Origin of the sequence: Candidatus Rhodoblastus alkanivorans (assembly GCF_022760755.1) — a bacterium.
Classification (GTDB): Bacteria; Pseudomonadota; Alphaproteobacteria; order Rhizobiales; family Beijerinckiaceae; genus Rhodoblastus; species Rhodoblastus alkanivorans.
Map to the genome: position 1 here is coordinate 87,107 of NZ_JAIVFP010000002.1, position 14,525 is coordinate 101,631.

A 14,525-nucleotide genomic window follows, 5' to 3' on the forward strand; every position below is an offset into this window, starting at 1 on the left:
GCCACCGACGGATCGAAGACGTGCGAGGCTAGCGTTTCGCCTCTTTCATCGCACTGGCTATCGCCATTGTTTCGACTGAAACCCGCGTGACGCGGGCGATCAGGTCGATGACCTTTTCCTTGTAGTCGGCGAAACGGTAGGTGTTGAATTTCTCGCGGATAGTCGGGTCTTTCGGGGTCTTTTCCTTGTATTGATCCAATATCCAGTCGAGGCCGGAGCGGTTGCCAAGGCGGTAGGCGAAAGCCTCGGGCGGGATGCCGGTCAGCGTGGTTTCAGAATCCAGCTTGATGATCCCATCATTGGGCAGGGATTTGAGGATCGGCTTGGCCGCCACTCCTGCCGCACGGGCGCGCGGGTCCGGCGTCTCAACCCGGGCGAGCGGCCAGGGATCCACGGTTTCAAAGCCGATATGCAGGCGCATCAGCTTATCGCCCCAGTCCGCCCAGCTCCAGAAATCGGGGTAGAAGGGCAGCCGGGGGAACTCGCGCTTGAGGTTCTGCGCATATTTTTCGCGATAGGTCGGATCATGCAGCACGCCATACACATAGTGGAAGATGGCGTCCTTGGTGATCGGCTTCGCCTTGGTTTTTCCATAGCGTTTTTCAAATTGTTTCAGCGCCCAATCGGTGATGTTGTCTTGTTTGCCATTCGATGCAGAATAATAAGAGCGTGACAAAACTTGAGCGGCGCTCGGCATAAAAAAGTCTTTGTTCGGAATTTCTGTTACCGCCAAAGCGGAGAACAACGCCCTGTCTTCGGCAACATAGCAGATGCCAATGTTCTGGCCCGCGCTCGGCCCGAATAGATGCGGTACTTGATAAACCATCTCGTTTAATTGACCGCTGAAATAAAGTCTCTTTTTTGTAAAAGGTCGATAATCGCTGGATGATCGCAAATCACGGTCGTACGTATATATTTTTCCACTATTTAAATCGCGTTTAACCGCTCTCGTCCATTTTATATTCGTGTTCAACTTATCTATAGATACGCTTTTGTGTCGTAATTTTGAAAATTTGTCACGATCTGGATTATAAGAATCAATAAGGAAGCCGACCTTCTTCTCTAATTGAGTATCATCACAGGAATATACCCATTCGTCGCGATTGGTAACAACGCCCAACGAAAATAGTTTGAAAATCGCCTTTTCCTGCCCTTTGGCAGTGGAGGCCTTCGTGCGCTTATCCGCCACCGGAATGAGGCTATCCCAATCGTTGTCAGTCAGGTTCACCCAATTGGCGCTCTTGTCCGGCGTGATCTGCTCGTACTGAATTTGCGCAGCCGAGGTGCTGCCCAAAAAGGCCAGCTTATCTTCCGCCGTGTCCATTTCCGGGCGACGAGCGTAAAAAATATAGCTGCTCTTGAGGGCTCGTTTCTTCACCATGAAGGAAATGGCGACGCCAGTCTGAATGCCAAAGACGTTATGTTTCGTGCCAGATAACTTTGGATTGGCGCGCACGTCGCCACCGAGATCGACGACATAAATCTCGGCGAAATCCTGAGCAACGCAGCGGCGAAAGCCATCAAAAGTGCGGCTGTCGATAAAACTGCGGTTGGTGATGAAGGCCAGCACGCCATCGTCATGCATGCGATCCGAGGCCCAACGGAAAAACCGCGCATACATGTCGTAAAGCTTGGTTTTTTGCGCCGTGCTCTGCTTGATGTACGTGTCCTTTATGCGTGAATCGATTTCCGCATATTCTCGGTTTTTGTTGTTGTCGTTTTCATTTTGCTGGTTGGCGTTATATGGCGGATTGCCGATGACGATAGAAATCTTGCGATTATTTTGCCGTGTGATGCGCGCAATATTTTCTTCGGAAAGCGAGCCGAACAAGTCGCCGACGTGCTGTCCGGTTCGAATGCCCAAGGATTTGACATTATCCAGCGTGTCGACAAAGCAGAGGTTGGGATATTCGCCGAACTGACCGGTGATAGTCGCGTAGGTTGCCTCAATATTCAGGTTGGCGACATAATAGGGCAGGATCGCCACTTCATTCGCATGTAGTTCCTCCTTGTATTTATGAATGAGCTTCTGTGGCTGCCCGCGAAAATGTTCGAGCAGCTCGCAGATAAATGTGCCGGTGCCGGTCGCCGGATCGAGGATTTCGACATGCGGGTCGATCAGCGCCTTGCCGAAAATGCTTGTGGCACAGCCAGTCCGCCCCCTCGACCATGAATTTGACGATCTCATGCGGCGTATAGACCACACCGAGCCGGTCCGCCGCCTTTGGATTATAGACCTTGTAGAACCTCTCATAGATGACCTTCAAGAAGGTCTGTTTCTCGATATGGCTGGTAATCTGCGCGGCGTTGGCGCGGATGGCCGCGTAATAGGGTTCCAGGGCCTTCAGCGTGTCGCGCTTGATCCCCTTGGTGAAGAATTTTTCTTCCAGCCCGTAAAGCTGCTTGGCGATATTGTTTTCGCGGTGGAAGTCTCCATCGCTGAAGACATGGGCGAAGATTTCCTCGGTCAGGATATGCTGGATCAGCATTTCCTGAATATCGGCCTCGGTCACCGCCGGATTGATCGTGCCCTTGGCCTGTTTCAGGAAGACGTTGGCCGCTTTGCGGAATGGCGCGTTATCCGCGTATGCGTCGGTAATGCGGGCGCGCAAAGCCGCGAGGACTGCAGGCAGGTCGGTCGAAAACTGCGCAACCGCCTTGCGGAAATCGGCGATTTCCTGCCGCTCGTAACCGAAAAACAGGGCCAGCAGACGCGCCAGCTCATCGGTGTCGAGCATCTTGCAGCGCAGCACTTCCCGCCGGTTCTGGATCAGGACAGCGGTGCGCGTGTCCTCGAAAATGATATTGTCCTGCGGATAGCCCTTGGCCAGCTTTTTGGCGATTTCGCCGTCGAGGTCGTCGGCGGTGTCCTTGGCCTCCCAATATCCGAGCGGCACGCGCAGATCGTGCAGAATGGTCCCGTCGGGCCGGATGCGATTCTTCTGCGGCGACTGAAACTCGTATTGGTTGATAAAAATGAGATGGTTCTGCTTGGCCCAGGTCTTGAGCAAATCCTTGAAGGCTTCGCTCGTTATGCCTTCCGTGCTTGAGCCGGAGTATTTTTTGTAACGATCAATCTCATTCAAATATTTCTGGATCAGCAATTGGCTCATGAACCGTCCTCTGCCGCAAAGTCTACCCGGCCAAGGCAGGGGCACGCAATTCCAGTGGAGCTTTCGCCCTCCACACCGGGCTCGTCAAGGCCGCCTCTGGGCCGAAATGCTGTCGGTCGCCACCGAACCACACTGCCCGACTTTGTCGCGTCAGATCGGGGCGCGAGGGGATCACCCGAACTGTGTGGTTGCCGATTTTGATGGCGACCTTGAAAGATAGCGATAAAAGGCGCATATTTTGCCGGTAAATTCAGGCAAAGGATCGGACATTGGCTCAGACGCGTAAAGGTAGGATCCAGACTTCAGCGGGCGGCAGCGCTGCGGTTAAGCGCGCGTCTTCGAGCGGTCAATTCGTGAGAACTGAATTGGGAGCGCCACTGATCGCCGGGTTTATCGATGAGGGCGGTCATGTCGCCGTACAACGGATTGCCGAGAGTTTCGGCATGTCCAAGGGTCAGCTCGCCGAAACGGTCGGTCTAGGACGCGAGACGTTCCACAAATCGGCTCGCACAAATGCGGTTAAAACCCAAAGTCGCGTTCGGGAGATGTTGGAGATCGTGAGCCGGATTTCCACTTGGGCCGGCGGCCAAAATCAAGCGATGGCGTGGTATCGCGCGCAGCCCATCGCCGCATTCGGCGGCCGGACTGCGGAAGCTTTGGTCAAGTCTGGCCAAGCAGCGGCCGTCCGCGACTATCTCGACCATCTCGCGATGGGCGGATTTGCGTGAGGTTTGAGCAAACGTGCTTTCGCGCGCACGATCCTCGGTGGGCGTTCAAGCCCCTCTCTGGCGACGGAGCAGCAATCCGGGGAGCCCGCTTTAACCCAAGAGGCATGCCTGCTCTTTACCTCGGCCTGGATATCATGACCGCTGTGAAGGAGGCCAATCAGGGTTTCGCTCACAAGATCGATCCATGCATCTTGTGCTCCTATGAGGTCGCCTGCGACGACATCGCCGATTTGCGGACTGTTGAGTGCCGCGCCGAACATTCCGTTCAGATGGAAGATTTGGCATGCGGCTGGTTCGCTTTGCTGGCGGCCGGCAAAGAGCCGCCGACGTGGGAAATAGTCCGCCGGTTACACAGTGAGGGTAAGGCTGGCATTCTTGTCCCGAGCTTTGCCCCTGGAGCAACCGCGGAGGACCATAACCTTGTTCTCTGGCGGTGGGATGAAAATCCACCGCACCAAGTTCGCGTATTCGACCCCAGCGGACGATTGCCGAAAGATCAGCTCTCGTGGCGCTAGGAAAAGCGCTCGATCCATTTGAGGTCATTGAAATCGAACCGTGGCTTGGAGCCAACCTTGAGCTTGGCCGGTCCATTCGATGGTCGACCTGGCAACGATCAAGACCCAATTGCTGGAAAGGCGTTACCGCGCCGACGAGGTTCCTGCCGTGGGCGGAGCCGGCGTCTATGCGTTTTTTCTGGCCGGGACGAACCTCATTGTTGTTCTGGCGTGCGTTTCGCTGACCGCCGTCGGCCCGACACCAGCAGACGCCGCAGATAGCCGTCGCCCTGCTTGCTGGTGCTCATCACGTGATCTTTGCCGCCACTCGGATTCTGAACTTTGGCTTTCGGCAGATTTCTTGTTGGATGCGGCAGAGGTGCAATCAACGATCGTTGAACCCAGCGGGATCTTCTCCCGATATCGCTCAAACTGTCTGAGGCAGAGCGCCGCAGAGCGCGTAAAATTGATGAGGCGAACGACATCGTGGAACTCATCGTCGCCAGCGGTCAAATGTCCACAACCGGAGTTCGAATATCTGACCGCGCCAATCACGAGTGGGACAGAGATTACAAAAAATAATTGCCGGCGGGGTCGTTCCACGGATGCGTCAGAGTCGCTTTCGCATGCTCAGACTACCTCAATATAGTTCAGGACCCGAAAATGTCGTCGAGCGCCGTTGCGGGAGGCAGCGCTCGACAACTTGCGTCACATAGCCAAAAGCTCCTTTCGTCGCAATTATCCGGCGACGTCAATCACCCCGGCATAGTGAGTTGGGTTTTCGGCTTGTTCTTCTGTGAACTTTTTTCAAATAGACTAGTCATTTGTGGACTTATCTAGAAGTGAACACCACCGAGCGCGAGCGCAAGGCATCCCAAGACCAAATCCTAAGGTAAAGTAGAGGAAAATACTTCCCACGTCAATCCGAATGCGCGACCCCTTCCGTACAAATGAAACGCCTAGGAGATCACGCGGCCCTCAAGTCAAACTAACCCAAGACTGGGCATCTCCCGTTTTCGCGAGCCGGTCAGGCTACACGACTTCCCGGGTTGCCGCGGCCACTTCGGGCTCGAAATCGCTTGGCTGTGGAAGCGTCTTGAGGACCATCACGGACACATTGCACAGGCTTTTGCACAGGCTGACCGCCAATGAAAGAGTTAGTTCGCACTGATTCAAGGGGTCGGCGATGCCTGCTTCCCACAAGTCCACGGCGTCGCGTCTGGTACGCGCGTCCCAGTCGAACCAAACGTCCTCCCTCGGCTGCCAAGCCAAACTCATCTCTCCCACATTGGCCAGTATAGCGCTCCGTGGGGCTCTCAAGGCCGATGCCACCGCCTGGAGGCCAGCCCTGCGCGCCAGACACTCCTCTTCGGCCAATCCCGCCTCAATTTCTCGCGCCGCCCGAATGTAGGCGGAACCGCCGCCAGCGACAACACCGGATGCCAGAGCAGCTCGAGTAGGCGCGCACGAAGAACATGCTGCTGTGGCAGAAGCGGACATGGGCGACTTTGACTGTCGTGGTGACGCCGTCGAGCAGGACGATCTCGTGGCTCTGGAGGCGACCATGCCAATCGTAGCTGACCGACCCGAAGCGCCAGGCGCGCCGCCAGGTCTTGGCGTAGCGGCGCACCGCGTCGTAGCCGCCCTCGTAGCCAAGATCGCGCAGCGTCTCGAAAATCCGGATCAGCGTGAGCCGCTCTCGCGCCGGCTTCTCGCCGTTCGACGTGAGCAATCGTTCCAGATCCTTTGCCCAACGCCCAAGTTTGGGCCGCGGCTGAACCTCGCGCTGATAATCGAAGGCGGTCACGCCCGAACGAAGAACCTTGCGAACCGTATTCCGCGAAAGCCTCAGCTCGCGCGAAATCTCCTTGATCGACTTGCCTTTGACAAAATGCTCACGCCGAATCCGGCCAATTGTCTCCACAATCAACATCCCCGCCCGCCCGCTTGCCAATGCAAAACGGGCAGCTCTTCAGGCCAACCTGTCGGGGGGCAATTTTGGAAGCCGATCCCCCGTTCATGGGGTTAAATTTGGGCTCTGACGCAATTTTGATGGCAATCTCTCCTATTGAAAGCCGATGACGCGCGCCCGGAGCAGGTCGATTTTTCGCCTGCCGTACATTTGACGCTTCACGAGCTTTAGTTTGGTAATCTGACCCTCGGTCTAAACCCGGGGCGGTTCATCAGAGCCCCGTGGGAGAATCGGCTGCGTCCGCCGCTGGGAACTTGGCTACGCCGCGACTGCGTAATTCCATGAAGCGGTTTTGCCCGGTTCGCCACCGCCGCCAGAGACGCGTCGAGGACCGTGAGCACCTCCGGGGTTTGGCAGAAGCCAAAGTAGCCGCTCCCCGCCCATGGCGGGCAACCGCCTGCCGTGGTTTATTGGAACAGGATTGAACCCGACCAGCAGGCCCAGACAGTAGCTTAAATCACCACGGAATTTGTCCAACCAACGGGGAGTAGCTCAGACTCAACAAGTTTTTAGATCGGCTCTTAAACCTGAATCGAACGCAATTGACGTGCGCTGCGATCGAGTTTGCGTCTGAGCAGCAAGCGAAGTGTAGCCGCGTTGGAATAACCTACCTGTTGGGCAATCTGCTCGACGCTGGCGCTCGTGGTATGCAAAAGATGGGCTGCACATTCCACTCGTAGATCCTGGAAATATGACAGCGGAGATTTGCCGAGCGCGCCGCGCAGCCGACGCGCCAAAGTGCGTTCGCTTGCTCCGGCTGCAAACGCCGCGTCCTTCAAGGAAAAACCGTCAGCCAGATGGTTGCGAGCCCAGCGCTCAAAGCGATCGAGAACAGGATCGCAATGCCCGAGATGATTGGGAACAACGTAAGGCGCCTGGGAGCGTCGCGGATCGGCAACAAAATACTTCGCAGTTAGGGCTGCTAGCTCCGGATCGGAACGCCGTACGAGATGTAAAGCTAGATCGACGTGGGCCAGGGCAGCGCCCGCAGTGACGATTCGGCCCGACTCCACGAGCATGCGCGATTCGTCGAGGCTGACCAAAGAGTAACGGGTTCGAAACAGAGCCGCTAGCCACCAGCTGGTCGTCGCAGACAAACCGTTAAGGAGCCGGGCTTCGGCTAGAATGAAAGTTGCTGTACAGGCTGCTGCGATCAACGCTCCTTGCCCGTTCCAGTGGCGCAGTAGCCGGCCGGCCTCGGCGACATCCCGTCGTTGAAGGGCGATTAGCAGCGTTTCCGGTTTTTTGGCGCCAAGGGCGGGAACGATTACCATGTCCGGGCGCGGCAAGCCCGTCCCAGTTACAACGGGCACAATCAAGCCCTGAGCTGTCGTCACTTGTTTGCGCACGCCCAGGAGCGTCACCGAAAATCGAGGCGTCGCAAGGCCCGCGGACTCGGCCAGTTCGTTCGCGACGGCGAAGACGTCAAGCAGAGCGCCTAGGCCGGTATCAAACGCCCCGTCCAGTGTCAGGAGATAAATGATCATGGCGAGAATGGTACCATTATTGGCGAACTTGCCAAGTTACAAAACCAGCAGTATCGCCTATGCTTTCGCCGTTGCCACCATGAAAAAGTGAGGTCGTAAATGGTCAAATTAGCGTTGTTTGCGCGTCTGGAAGCCAAGCCGGGCCAAGAGGCCGCATTGCAGACATTTCTCGAAAGCGGCTTGGCCCTTGCCAACGCCGAATCGCTGACGCCGGTTTGGTTTGCTTTGCGCTTTGGCGCGTCCACATTCGGGATCTTTGACGCGTTCGCCGACGAAATCGGACGCGAAGCTCATCTCAATGGAAGCATCGCCGCAGCACTAATGGCGCGCGCCGACGAGCTGCTGGCCGAGCCGCCACGCATTGAGAAAGTTGATGTGCTTGCGGCTAAACTCCCTGGTTAGCTGAAAGACCGCAGACCAGGTTGCGGCGCAGTATTGATGGCGCTCTGAGTCTCAGAGCGCCATTCTATCGTGGCTCGTAACAAATCCATTGTCGACCGCCAGTTCATCGGCCTTTTAATCAATTTGAGTTTGTTTATCTGGGCTCCGATCTGGCGTTTCGACCATGGTGATGTGAGCGCAGCTCGGACGACGGCCTTGACTAATACAACACTGCCGATGAAGGACGCCCGATGATGGCGAGTGAGCCTTGATGCTTTGCTTTTCTCGCATACAAACCAGCTATCGTCGGCAAACTCGAGGCGACGGGCTTGGCGAAAAAGACGGATCTAAAATGCAGCGGCTACTAAGCCGCCGCACTTTAACGATTGAACGCGGCGCGAAAACGACCTTGCGTCGCATGGCAGGCGCTTCTCGCTCCCGCCATAACTTTTTACGCCAATCAGAAGTCCATGCCGCCCATGCCGCCGCCCGCCGGCATGGAGGGACCGGCGTCCTTCTTCGGCGCTTCGGTGATGATCGCCTCGGTGGTGACGATCAGGCCGGCAATTGAAGCGGCGTCTTGGATGGCGGTGCGCACGACCTTGGTGGGGTCGATGATGCCCGCCTTGACCATGTCGACGTATTCGCCGGACTGAGCGTCATATCCGAAGTTGTAGTCAGGCGATTCGATCAGCCTGCCGACCACGACCGCGCCATCGGCGCCGGCATTGTCGACGATCTGGCGCGCCGGGGTCTGCACGGCCTTGCGGACGATGTCCACGCCGGTCTTCTGATCGGCGTTGGCGACCTTCACGGCGTCGAGCGCCTTGATGGATCGGAGTAGAGCCACGGCGCCACCAGGAAGGACGCCTTCTTCGACTGCCGCGCGGGTGGCGTTGAGGGCGTCTTCGACGCGGTCCTTCTTTTCCTTCACTTCGACTTCGGTCGCGCCGCCGACGCGGATGATCGCGACGCCGCCGGCCAGCTTGGCCAGACGCTCCTGCAGCTTCTCACGGTCGTAGTCCGAGGTGGTTTCCTCGACCTGGGCCTTGATCTGGGCGATGCGGGCCTCGATCTCGGGCTTGCCGCCATTGCCGTCGACAATGGTGGTGTGCTCCTTGTCGAGACGCACCTTTTTCGCGCGGCCAAGCTTGTCCAGGGTGACGTTTTCGAGCTTGATGCCGATGTCTTCCGACACGACCTGACCGGCGGTCAGGATGGCGATATCCTCCAGCATGGCCTTGCGGCGATCGCCAAAGCCCGGCGCCTTGACGGCGGCGATCTTCAAGCCGCCGCGCAGCTTGTTGACGACGAGTGTGGCCAGGGCTTCGCCTTCGACGTCTTCCGCGATGATCAGCAAGGGCTTGCCGGTCTGGACCACGGCTTCGAGCACCGGCAGCAACGGCTGCAGGGTCGAGACCTTCTTTTCGACGATGAGGATATAGGGGTCTTCCAGCTCGGCGATCATCTTCTCGGCATTGGTGATGAAATAGGGCGAGAGATAGCCGCGGTCGAACTGCATGCCTTCTACGATGTCGGTCTCGGTCTCGAGGCTCTTGGCCTCTTCCACCGTGATCACGCCTTCATTGCCGACCTTCTGCATCGCCTTGGCGATTTCCTGGCCGATGAAGGTGTCGCCATTGGCCGCAATCGTGCCGACCTGGGCGATTTCGTCGTTGGACGTCACCTTCTTGGAATTCTTCTTGAGGTCGGCCACGATGGCTTCGACAGCAAGATCGATTCCGCGCTTGAGATCCATTGGGTTGAGGCCGGCGGCGACCGCCTTGGTGCCTTCGCGAACGATGGAGGCCGCCAGAACGGTGGCGGTGGTGGTGCCGTCGCCGGCGATGTCATTCTGCTTGGAGGCGACTTCGCGCACCAGCTGGGCGCCGAGATTCTCGAAGCGGTCAGCCAGTTCGATTTCCTTGGCGACGGTGACGCCGTCCTTGGTGATGCGCGGAGCGCCGAAGGACTTTTCGATCACGACGTTGCGGCCCTTGGGGCCCAAAGTGACCTTGACGGCATTGGCGAGAATTTCAACACCGCGCAGCAAACGGTCGCGGGCGTCGGTGGAAAAACGGACGTCTTTGGCAGCCATGTTTTAGCTCCTGAGATGGGTAAAAAGGGGTTTTGGGAAGAAGTCAGCCGACGACGCCGAGAATGTCGGATTCCTTCATGATCAGGAGGTCCTGACCGTCGATCTTGACTTCGGTGCCGGACCATTTGCCGAACAGCACACGGTCGCCCGCCTTGACGTCGAGCGGCACGAGCTTGCCGGCTTCGTCGCGCGCGCCGGGGCCGACGGCGACGATTTCGCCTTCTTGGGGCTTTTCCTTGGCGGTGTCGGGAATGATGATGCCGCCCTTGGTCTTCTCTTCGCCTTCGAGGCGCTTGACGACGACGCGGTCATGCAGGGGACGGAAAGTCATGATTTTATTTCCTGTCGATTGACGCCAAACCCGACCTTCGAGCAGGGCTGTGAATTCGCGCGCCAATTAGCACTCATCGAGCTAGAGTGCCAATAGGCCGATGCGGAGATAGGGTCAGTGCAAGTGCTTTGTCAATCCGTCCTCTGTCGTTCGACAGAATCGTCATCGGATTTTCGCGCCCTACCCTTCTCATCAGCAGTCCGGGCGGCTATCTTCAAGCGCTGTCGCGGCATCGACGCTCACGGAAGCGTTTCATCAAGAAAATTGGCAGATGCGGCATAACACTTGCCCCGTCACCGCCGATGCCGTCCGATCCGGACCCGTCATGCCGCCTAGACCCTGTGTTCGCCGTGTAAAGCGATGGCGGCCCGCCCCACTGCATGTCCCTGATCGAGGATTGCGCCGGGCTGGCCGGCTCCGAGCCTCAGACATGGGGGACGGGCCTAATGAGTAATATCGTTTTCGTGGGACCGGATGTCCATAAGGCGACTATCGCTGTCGCCGTCGCAGACGGCGCTTGCGGCGGCGAGGTTCGCGAACTCGGCTACTTTCTCAACCGTCCCGATCACATCGCCAAATTGGTTGAACGGCTTGCGAAGGGCGGTCGTTCCTCGTCGTTCTGCTACGAGGCCGGACCTTGCGGATATGGCCTTTATCGTCAGCTGACCGGCCTTGGCCAGGAATGCATGGTGGCGGCGCCGTCCCTCATTCCCTTGAAGACGGGAGAGTCAAACCATCGCAGAAGCGGAAAAGGCGCGTAAAAATTCTGCGACCTGAGGAGACAAAGCGCTGATGGCGACCGAAAAGGCTGCGTTTCGCATCTGCAATTTTGTTTTCCCAGGCCACTATTCAGATTTTGTTAACCTGACCCGATTGCCCTAGCCACGGCGGCGCATCCGCTTGCCGTCGGGCAGCATGTGCGTAATACTATTCAAAACTTGGGTTCGGTCTCGATTCAAGTTGCAGAGTAAGCCATGCCCATCCTTGATATCACGCCGATCGAAGGCAGCTCCGACGAAGCCGAGGCGCGGCCGTTGCAGAAAGTGGCGGACGCCGTTCACGAAGCGATCGAGGCGCGGAAGGAAACCATCGCATCTTCATTCGGGAAGTGCCGCCCCACCATTTTTCCGTCGGCGGGGTAGCGAAAGCGGAGAACTAGCGGCGTCTGCCCGGGGGCGCTGTCTTTATCCTTATGGCCGGATTGGGGAGGAACGCATGACCATACGCTCTGGAAGCTGCCTGTGCGGCAAATCGCATTTCGCGCTCGACGACGAACAGCCGACCGTCGCCATCTGCCATTGCACCCATTGCCAGAAATCGACCTCCTCGGCCTATTCGGTCAATGCGATTTCGCCGCGCGCAAAACTCACCGTTTCCGGCCCGCTGAAAAAATTCGCCGACAAGGGCGACAGCGGAGGCGCGGTCGATCGCTGGTTCTGCGCGGATTGCGGATCGCAGGTATGGACCGAGGCCGAGGCCATGCCCGGCGCCGCCATTGTCAAGGCGGGTTGTTTTGACGACACCAGCTGGCTGAAACCGACTCTGGAGATCTACTGCGACTCTCGGCAGAAATGGACGCCGCTTGTCGAGGGCGCCGCCAGTTTCGCCAAAATGCCGGGTTGAGTCGGAGCCAACGATTCAGGCGATGAATTGGCCACGCCGCCATTTTCGCAAAAAACGCGGCGACCCCTGCCGAGCGGGTCGGGCCGGGGACTGAGTTCTTTTGGCCACCCCCATTTAAAGTCCCCCATAGGGGATCCGTAAATCCCTCGCCTTTAGGCGACCGGGATGCGATCCTATCTGGATGCAGGACTACAAGCGCGGCAGTCACACCGATATGGGACTGCAAGTACCGCATCGTCTGGGTCACGAAATATCGGTACCCAATATTGGTTGGGGACGTAGGCGAGCGAACGCGTGAATTATTGCGAGAAATCGCTCGGGCAAATGAGATGACGATCTATGCCGGAGCGATCAATCGAGACCATGTGCATATGCTGATCTCAATTCCTCCGCAGCGTTCGGTTTCTCGGGCGGTGCAGTCGTTGAAGGGGAAAAGCTCGCACAAACTTCTGTCGGAATATCAAGCGCTTCGCAAACGCTATTGGGGCCAGCACTTGTGGGCAACTTGACAGACGAAGTCTGGAAACAGTATATTGAGGACAAGAAACCGGAGCAGCCGGATGATAGCTTCAAGGTTGTGTAGTCTTATCGGCCCAAGGGGCCGATCGATCCGCCTTTTAGCCGTAACCTGAAGCCACCGCCTTTAGGCGGTGGAGCGTTTACAATGGAGTCTGGCCAGCGCAGCTACGGTGATGATCGGTTCCACCCAAAGAGTTATCGGTCTCGGCAAAATACTCTTCTTTCCCGACCAGAAAAACTGTTCGCTCACCTGACTTCTTGGCGCTTGGTAGAGGCCACGCCCCTTACGTTCGATTAGACCCCCGTCGAGGGCTAGATGTGAGCTTGCAATAGGTTGTCCATCCGGACTGGACCGAGGAAAGTGGAGTTGCGAAGCTTCTCCTTTTCCCGGAGGCCCGGATGAACATCCATAAGAATGCCCGTTTGACGCCGCACGGTCGAGCGGAATTGGCGCGCCGCGTCGTCGAAGGCGGCCACTCGATCGGCGAAGTCGCGGACGCAACCGGCACCGTGGTGTCATCGGCATGAATGTGATCGCCCCGCAGGACATGAGCTTTCAGCGAGGCCAGGACCGGATCAAGCGTCACGACGCAGCCGCCGACCCAATCGGCCAGGGTCAACGTGTCGATCTCAACCCCTCGCGGGCGTAAGTGGCGCGCTGGCGATTGAGCGGCTGATGCAACAGGAACTTCCCCACCAGGATCATCGCCAGCAGGCGCGGGCCGGCAAATCCGCGCGCGATCGGATGCGAGGGCGCCGGCGTTCGGTAATCGCCTCGCAATCGCGGCATGTGAACTTTTCGCGCACATGCTCGATAATCTTCCATTGCCGGGGCTCGCTTTCGAGCGTCCTGGTCACAACCTCGCCGAGCTTGTGCCGTCGCGCGCCTCCGCATTTGCCGCAGGCGCAAGGCGCCGGCTCGACAACCCGCTCGACCGGCATATTTTCCGGAAGCTTGCGCGGCCCACGCGGCGCCCGCTTGTGCTTTTCCTTGGCGGCTTTCGTCGCGGCGATCTCGGCTTTGGCTTCTCCGGCGCCCAGCGTCTCTTCCAGATCCTCGATCGCCGGTTCGAGCTGTTCGATCAGCTGTTTGCCGCGCTCGGAGGATTGTCCGAACTTTTCACGCCGGGCCTTGGCCGACAAGAACTTCAGGCGCTCGATCTCCAGCCGGATGACCATGGCTTCGCTCTGCGCCGCTATCCTTTCCGCCTGTTCCTGCGCCAAAAGTTCGCCCTGCGCGAGGATCATCGCGTGGGCGCTGGCGAGGTCGGAAGGGAGAGGATCGGAGGGGTTTTCCCCGCTCCGATTGAACCATATTTTCCGTTGAAAATCGGCCAAAAAAACAGCCTGAGTCAATCAGCCGCACGCCACCCTGCCGTCTCCGGACGCCATGTTTTCTGAGGCATTCGCCAGTCGATTCCGGAAAGCAAATAGGATAATTGCGCCGTCGAAATTGTTACCACGCCGTCGGCCATCGAGGGCCACAGAAAACGGCCGCGTTCAAACCTTTTCGTGAACAGACACGCGCCCTTATAGCGCGACAATCTGGGTGAGAGGCCGTGTTGCCTCACCGAAGAATGTTCCCGAAGCCCCTTGGCTGTTGCCTCAACCATTTTGCTCCCGGCATTTTCGCTAAAATTTCCGCTGGAGCAAGGGTGACGGCGAGGTGTTTGGCTGCAACCGCCAACATCGTCGGCCATTCATTATCGCGGAGAGCCGTCTTGGCGAGCGGGTCGGGTTTGTCAATGATCGCACCGCGACCGCCTTTGGCGGCGGCCC

14 protein-coding genes and 3 pseudogenes are annotated in these 14,525 nt (G+C 57.8%); 8 read left to right on the forward strand and 9 right to left on the reverse strand.

Annotated elements, in window-relative coordinates:
- Positions 1–28: 28 nt before the first annotated feature.
- A complete protein-coding gene (locus K2U94_RS19670; protein WP_243069051.1) occupies positions 29–1,987 on the reverse strand; it encodes a type ISP restriction/modification enzyme in 1,959 nt (652 codons plus the stop codon).
- 28 nt (positions 1,988–2,015) lie between these two features.
- Entirely contained in the window at positions 2,016–3,113 is a 1,098-nt protein-coding gene (locus K2U94_RS19675; protein WP_243068998.1) for a hypothetical protein, read from the reverse strand.
- A 353-nt stretch (positions 3,114–3,466) separates the two neighbouring features.
- Between K2U94_RS19675 and K2U94_RS19680 the strand changes: the two genes are divergently transcribed.
- Positions 3,467–3,841, forward strand: a complete 375-nt coding sequence (locus tag K2U94_RS19680) for an antitoxin Xre/MbcA/ParS toxin-binding domain-containing protein (protein WP_243069052.1) — start codon at positions 3,467–3,469, stop codon at positions 3,839–3,841.
- On the forward strand, positions 3,838–4,356 hold the full coding sequence (locus K2U94_RS19685) for an RES family NAD+ phosphorylase (protein ID WP_243068999.1): 519 nt from the start codon (positions 3,838–3,840) through the stop codon (positions 4,354–4,356). The genes K2U94_RS19680 and K2U94_RS19685 overlap by 4 nt, the downstream gene beginning before the upstream one ends.
- Before the next feature lie 1,435 nt (positions 4,357–5,791).
- Here K2U94_RS19685 and K2U94_RS19695 read toward each other — a convergent pair.
- Positions 5,792–6,268, reverse strand: a pseudogene (locus K2U94_RS19695) (IS21 family transposase); the annotation flags it as partial.
- 560 nt (positions 6,269–6,828) lie between these two features.
- Positions 6,829–7,794 carry a GlxA family transcriptional regulator gene (locus K2U94_RS19700; RefSeq protein WP_243069000.1) on the reverse strand — a complete coding sequence of 322 codons (966 nt, stop codon included), beginning with the start codon at positions 7,792–7,794 and terminating at the stop codon, positions 6,829–6,831.
- A gap of 99 nt (positions 7,795–7,893) precedes the next feature.
- On the opposite strand from K2U94_RS19700, the gene K2U94_RS19705 reads away from it, so the two are divergent.
- Positions 7,894–8,196 carry a putative quinol monooxygenase gene (locus tag K2U94_RS19705; RefSeq protein ID WP_243069001.1) on the forward strand — a complete coding sequence of 101 codons (303 nt, stop codon included), beginning with the start codon at positions 7,894–7,896 and terminating at the stop codon, positions 8,194–8,196.
- Positions 8,197–8,635: 439 nt separating this feature from the next.
- Here the strand turns inward: K2U94_RS19705 and groL are convergent, their stop codons facing one another.
- Positions 8,636–10,273 carry a chaperonin GroEL gene (gene groL / locus K2U94_RS19715; protein ID WP_243069002.1) on the reverse strand — a complete coding sequence of 546 codons (1,638 nt, stop codon included), beginning with the start codon at positions 10,271–10,273 and terminating at the stop codon, positions 8,636–8,638.
- A gap of 43 nt (positions 10,274–10,316) precedes the next feature.
- On the reverse strand, positions 10,317–10,604 hold the full coding sequence (gene groES / locus K2U94_RS19720; RefSeq protein ID WP_243069003.1) for a co-chaperone GroES: 288 nt from the start codon (positions 10,602–10,604) through the stop codon (positions 10,317–10,319).
- A gap of 446 nt (positions 10,605–11,050) precedes the next feature.
- On the opposite strand from groES, the gene K2U94_RS20860 reads away from it, so the two are divergent.
- From K2U94_RS20860 to K2U94_RS19745, 5 genes and pseudogenes are all read left to right on the forward strand, one after another.
- The gene (locus K2U94_RS20860; protein WP_425332561.1) at positions 11,051–11,365 is read left to right on the forward strand and encodes a hypothetical protein; all 315 of its coding nucleotides are present in this window, start codon (positions 11,051–11,053) and stop codon (positions 11,363–11,365) included.
- A gap of 213 nt (positions 11,366–11,578) precedes the next feature.
- A complete protein-coding gene (locus tag K2U94_RS19730) occupies positions 11,579–11,746 on the forward strand; it encodes a tautomerase family protein (RefSeq protein WP_243069004.1) in 168 nt (55 codons plus the stop codon).
- A gap of 73 nt (positions 11,747–11,819) precedes the next feature.
- The gene (locus K2U94_RS19735; RefSeq protein ID WP_243069005.1) at positions 11,820–12,227 is read left to right on the forward strand and encodes a GFA family protein; all 408 of its coding nucleotides are present in this window, start codon (positions 11,820–11,822) and stop codon (positions 12,225–12,227) included.
- 181 nt (positions 12,228–12,408) lie between these two features.
- Positions 12,409–12,810 (forward strand): annotated as a pseudogene (gene tnpA, locus K2U94_RS20865) (IS200/IS605 family transposase).
- Positions 12,811–13,145: 335 nt separating this feature from the next.
- Positions 13,146–13,274: a helix-turn-helix domain-containing protein gene (locus K2U94_RS19745; RefSeq protein ID WP_243069007.1), complete on the forward strand. Its 129-nt coding sequence runs from the start codon at positions 13,146–13,148 to the stop codon at positions 13,272–13,274.
- A gap of 26 nt (positions 13,275–13,300) precedes the next feature.
- Here the strand turns inward: K2U94_RS19745 and K2U94_RS19750 are convergent.
- The 3 genes and pseudogenes from K2U94_RS19750 to tnpB all read right to left on the reverse strand — a co-directional run.
- Positions 13,301–13,536: pseudogene (locus K2U94_RS19750) on the reverse strand (IS66 family transposase); the annotation flags it as partial.
- Positions 13,449–13,994 (reverse strand): IS66 family transposase, encoded by a 546-nt coding sequence (locus K2U94_RS19755; RefSeq protein WP_243069008.1) that lies wholly within the window; start codon positions 13,992–13,994, stop codon positions 13,449–13,451. The pseudogene K2U94_RS19750 and the gene K2U94_RS19755, both read right to left, overlap by 88 nt.
- A 104-nt stretch (positions 13,995–14,098) precedes the next feature.
- A complete protein-coding gene (gene tnpB, locus K2U94_RS20605) occupies positions 14,099–14,446 on the reverse strand; it encodes an IS66 family insertion sequence element accessory protein TnpB (RefSeq protein WP_336606188.1) in 348 nt (115 codons plus the stop codon).
- Positions 14,447–14,525 lie beyond the last annotated feature (79 nt).

Excerpts from the sequence above, each read along its gene's own strand:
- K2U94_RS19755 (WP_243069008.1), bottom strand. The coding sequence starts at position 13,994 with ATGATCCTCGCGCAGGGCGAACTTTTGGCGCAGGAACAGGCGGAAAGG.
- tnpB (WP_336606188.1), bottom strand. The coding sequence starts at position 14,446 with ATGGCCGACGATGTTGGCGGTTGCAGCCAAACACCTCGCCGTCACCCT.
- K2U94_RS19700 (WP_243069000.1), bottom strand. The coding sequence starts at position 7,794 with ATGATCATTTATCTCCTGACACTGGACGGGGCGTTTGATACCGGCCTA.
- K2U94_RS19705 (WP_243069001.1), top strand. The coding sequence starts at position 7,894 with ATGGTCAAATTAGCGTTGTTTGCGCGTCTGGAAGCCAAGCCGGGCCAA.
- groL (WP_243069002.1), bottom strand. The coding sequence starts at position 10,273 with ATGGCTGCCAAAGACGTCCGTTTTTCCACCGACGCCCGCGACCGTTTG.
- K2U94_RS19675 (WP_243068998.1), bottom strand. The coding sequence starts at position 3,113 with ATGAGCCAATTGCTGATCCAGAAATATTTGAATGAGATTGATCGTTAC.
- K2U94_RS19745 (WP_243069007.1), top strand. The coding sequence starts at position 13,146 with ATGAACATCCATAAGAATGCCCGTTTGACGCCGCACGGTCGAGCGGAA.
- groES (WP_243069003.1), bottom strand. The coding sequence starts at position 10,604 with ATGACTTTCCGTCCCCTGCATGACCGCGTCGTCGTCAAGCGCCTCGAA.
- K2U94_RS20860 (WP_425332561.1), top strand. The coding sequence starts at position 11,051 with ATGAGTAATATCGTTTTCGTGGGACCGGATGTCCATAAGGCGACTATC.
- K2U94_RS19735 (WP_243069005.1), top strand. The coding sequence starts at position 11,820 with ATGACCATACGCTCTGGAAGCTGCCTGTGCGGCAAATCGCATTTCGCG.
- K2U94_RS19730 (WP_243069004.1), top strand. The coding sequence starts at position 11,579 with ATGCCCATCCTTGATATCACGCCGATCGAAGGCAGCTCCGACGAAGCC.